This is a genomic window from Rhizobacter sp. P3_B12, from assembly GCF_056402895.1.
Genome location: NZ_JBFUGN010000736.1, coordinates 1 through 3,174, shown reverse-complemented (window position 1 = coordinate 3,174; position 3,174 = coordinate 1). Strand labels below are relative to the sequence as shown.

5 protein-coding genes and 1 tRNA gene are annotated in these 3,174 nt (G+C 66.4%); 4 read left to right on the top strand and 2 right to left on the bottom strand.

Translation table 11 applies throughout. The features are described 5' to 3' along the window. A partial coding sequence (locus tag AC1D01_RS27160) for an AGE family epimerase/isomerase (RefSeq protein ID WP_477871918.1) occupies window positions 1–433 on the top strand: 433 nt, incomplete at its 5' end. 15 nt (window positions 434–448) lie between these two features. On the opposite strand, the gene AC1D01_RS27155 is transcribed toward AC1D01_RS27160, so the two are convergent. After that, window positions 449–769, bottom strand: coding sequence for a type II toxin-antitoxin system ParD family antitoxin (locus AC1D01_RS27155; RefSeq protein ID WP_477871916.1), 321 nt, complete (start codon window positions 767–769; stop codon window positions 449–451). A gap of 128 nt (window positions 770–897) precedes the next feature. On the opposite strand from AC1D01_RS27155, the gene AC1D01_RS27150 reads away from it, so the two are divergent. Then, on the top strand, window positions 898–1,413 hold the full coding sequence (locus AC1D01_RS27150; RefSeq protein ID WP_477871914.1) for a hypothetical protein: 516 nt from the start codon (window positions 898–900) through the stop codon (window positions 1,411–1,413). 53 nt (window positions 1,414–1,466) lie between these two features. Here AC1D01_RS27150 and AC1D01_RS27145 read toward each other — a convergent pair. Then, a tRNA-Ala gene (locus tag AC1D01_RS27145) sits at window positions 1,467–1,542 on the bottom strand. Window positions 1,543–1,622: 80 nt separating this feature from the next. On the opposite strand from AC1D01_RS27145, the gene AC1D01_RS27140 reads away from it, so the two are divergent. Continuing rightward, window positions 1,623–2,084, top strand: a complete 462-nt coding sequence (locus AC1D01_RS27140; RefSeq protein ID WP_477871912.1) for a GNAT family N-acetyltransferase — start codon at window positions 1,623–1,625, stop codon at window positions 2,082–2,084. A gap of 70 nt (window positions 2,085–2,154) precedes the next feature. Next, window positions 2,155–3,153, top strand: coding sequence for a Gfo/Idh/MocA family protein (locus tag AC1D01_RS27135; protein ID WP_477871910.1), 999 nt, complete (start codon window positions 2,155–2,157; stop codon window positions 3,151–3,153). Window positions 3,154–3,174: the final 21 nt, after the last annotated feature.

Below are 3,174 nucleotides of genomic sequence, written 5' to 3'. Positions count from 1 at the left end.
GGCCAAGCTGCTGCTGCAGCTGGAGACCCACCTGCCGGCCAATCAGCGGCCCGCGTGGCTGCTGCCGACCGCGCGCCGCTTCTTCGACACCGCGATGCGGCGCGGCTGGGACGCGACGCACGGCGGCCTGGTCTACGGCTTCGCGCCCGACGGCAGCGTGTGCGACGGCGATAAGTATTTCTGGGTGCAGGCCGAAAGCCTGGCCGCGGCGGCGCTGCTCGCGCTGCGCACCGGCGACGCTGCGTACTGGGGCTGGTACGACAAGCTGTGGGGCTACAGCTGGGCGCACATGATCGACCACGAGCACGGCGCCTGKTACCGCATCCTCACGCCCGACAACCGCAAGATCTCGGACGAGAAGAGCCCGGCCGGGAAGGTGGATTACCACACCATGGGGGCATGCTATGACGTGCTGAGGGGGATGAAGGCCTGAGGGCGCGGGAATGCATCAGCTCGCCGTCTTGGTCTTGCGCGCGGCACGCCGCCCCATGTTTCCAACGAAATCCTCAAGCTGATCATCTGCGACATCGACGTACCGCCCCGCCGAGACGTCGAGCCAACCTTGGCGGGCCGCCTGGTTGAGGGCCTCAAGCTTGCCTTCCTCGATGCGCTCGCGCTCCTCGCAAACCGTCTGCGCTTCGAGTGGCTGGACAGCCGCTCCTGTGCCGCGCTTGCGCAACACCAACTTGCCGGCGTCGATGTCGGACTGGCGCAGCGGCTTGTCCGCACGCGGCTCGGACGAGGTTTTATCGGTGGATGGCTTGCTCATGTCGGTCTGGACTCAAAGGTGTCGCGAATAGCGCAGCATGTGCATTGATGCAGGTATCGTCAAGGCAACCCGGTGCGCCACAGAAATGATGGTGCCTCTGCCGTGGGCTCATGGATTGAGGAACTGACATGCCTGTGACGAGCAACCCGACTGCAAACCGGCTATCGCTGTTGGCCAAGGATGCCGAGCAAGCTGCGAAGTACCTTGACGCCCTGACTTCGCTCCGCAGCAAAGGCCCCGATGCGGACCCTGAAGGCACCATCCACTCAGCACTGATGCACGCAGCCATCGTGGTCTATGCACGCAGCTTCAAGAAGAGCGAGAGGACCAACGGGGAAGCCGACAAGAAAGTCGACCTGGGGCAACTTCAGGTCGCGCAGGATGCCGACCTGAAGGCGCTTCACACGCGCATCGTCGACGCCAGAGACACCATGATTGCGCACTCCGATTGGGACAAGCGGCGCTCAACGGTAGTCGAGAAATCGCCCGTGGAGGGCTCCCCCTCCTTGAGCGTGCTCCGCGCCACAACCATGACCCAGCGCTGGGAGAACATCGACGAGAGGATGTTCAAGAAGCTGGCCGCGCTGGTGCACGAGCAGGCAGGCAACCAAGCCTTCGACCTGGAGCGAAAAATGGGGGAGTGAGGGCCTGAAACAGAAAGGCCTCAGAGGTTTCCCTCTGAGGCCTGCATCATTGTTGGTGGAGAGGAGGAGGATCGAACTCCCGACCTTCGCATTGCGAACGCGACGCTCTCCCAGCTGAGCTACCCCCCCAACAAGGGCGCCAGTCTATCAAAAAAATCGGCGTGTTCGCCCGCCCGGATCGGGGGGCCGGAGCGCTTAAGCTGCGCGCCATGCCCGCCCCCGTCGAGATCCGACTCGCCCTGCCCGAAGACGCGCACGCGATCGCCGCGCTGTCGCGCGAGGCCATCGAGCACGGCCTGCCCTGGCGCTGGACGCCGCAACGCGTGCGCCGCAGCCTGCGCGACCGCAGCACCAATGTGATCGTCGGCCACGAGCAGGGCGTGCTGCACGGCTTCGCGATCATGAAATACGACGACGAGGAAGCGCACCTGCTGCTGCTCGCGGTCGCCGCGGCGCAGCGCCACCGCCATATCGGCTCGACCCTGATGGCCTGGCTCGATGCCACCACCCGCGCCGCGGGCATTGCGGTGATCCGCGTCGAGGCGCGCGCCAGCAACACGCAGGCCCGCTCGTTCTACAAGCACCACGGCTTCCGCGAGACCGGCATCGTCTCCGGCTACTACGAAGACGTCGAAGACGCCGTCCGCATGCGCCGCGACCTGCGCAGCTGATTGCCCCTGCGCCTTCCCGAACCCGCCCGCGCGGACTAAAGTCTGCGCCGGCATCATTTTCGGAGGCAGCATGAAGAAGGTCGTGTGGGGGGTGCTCAGCACCGCGAAGATCGGGCTCGAGAAAGTCATTCCCGGCATGCAGAAGAGCGCCTTCTGCGAGGTGCGCGGCATCGCGTCGCGCTCGCTCGAACCGGCGCAGCGGGCAGCACAGAAGCTCGGGCTGGCCAAGGCCTACGGCTCCTACGAGGAGATGCTCGCCGACCCCGAGATCGAGGCCGTCTACAACCCGCTGCCCAACCACCTGCACATCCCGCTGACGCTGCAGGCCGCGCGCGCCGGCAAGCATGTGCTGTGCGAGAAGCCGGTGTCGATCACCGCACAGGAGGCCGCCGAGCTGCGCACCGTCGCCGACAAGGTGCTCGTCAGCGAGGCCTTCATGGTGCGCTACCACCCGCAGTGGCTGCGCGTGCGCGAGCTGCTGCGCGCCGGCCGCATCGGCACCGTGCGCCAGGTGCAGGTGTTCTTCTCGTACTTCAACGACGACCCCGCCAACATCCGCAACATGGCCGACATCGGCGGCGGCGCGCTGTACGACATCGGCTGCTACGCGATCGTCGCCGGCCGCTTCATGTTCGAGGCCGACCCGAAGCGCGTGATCGCGCTGGTCGACCGCGACCCGAACTTCCACACCGACCGCAGCTGCAGCGCACTCGCCGACTTCGGCGGCGGCCGTCACCTCGATTTCACGGTGTCGACGCAGAGCGTGCCGTACCAGCGCGTGCAGGTGGTCGGCACCACCGGGCGCATCGAGATCCAGATCCCGTTCAATGCGCCGCTCGGCGGCCGGACGAAGATCTTCATCGACGACGGCCGCGCGCTCGACGGCTCGGCCATCGAGACCGAAACCCTCCCCGAGTCCGACCAGTACACGCTGCAGGGCGACGCGTTCTCGCGCGCGGTGCGTGGCGAGATCGCGCTGCCCTACGGCGTCGACGACGCGATCACCAACATGCGGGTGATCGACGCGCTGTTCCGCTCCGAGCGCAGCGAGCGCTGGGAGGCGGTCTGAAACAAGGTCCGATGCCCACAC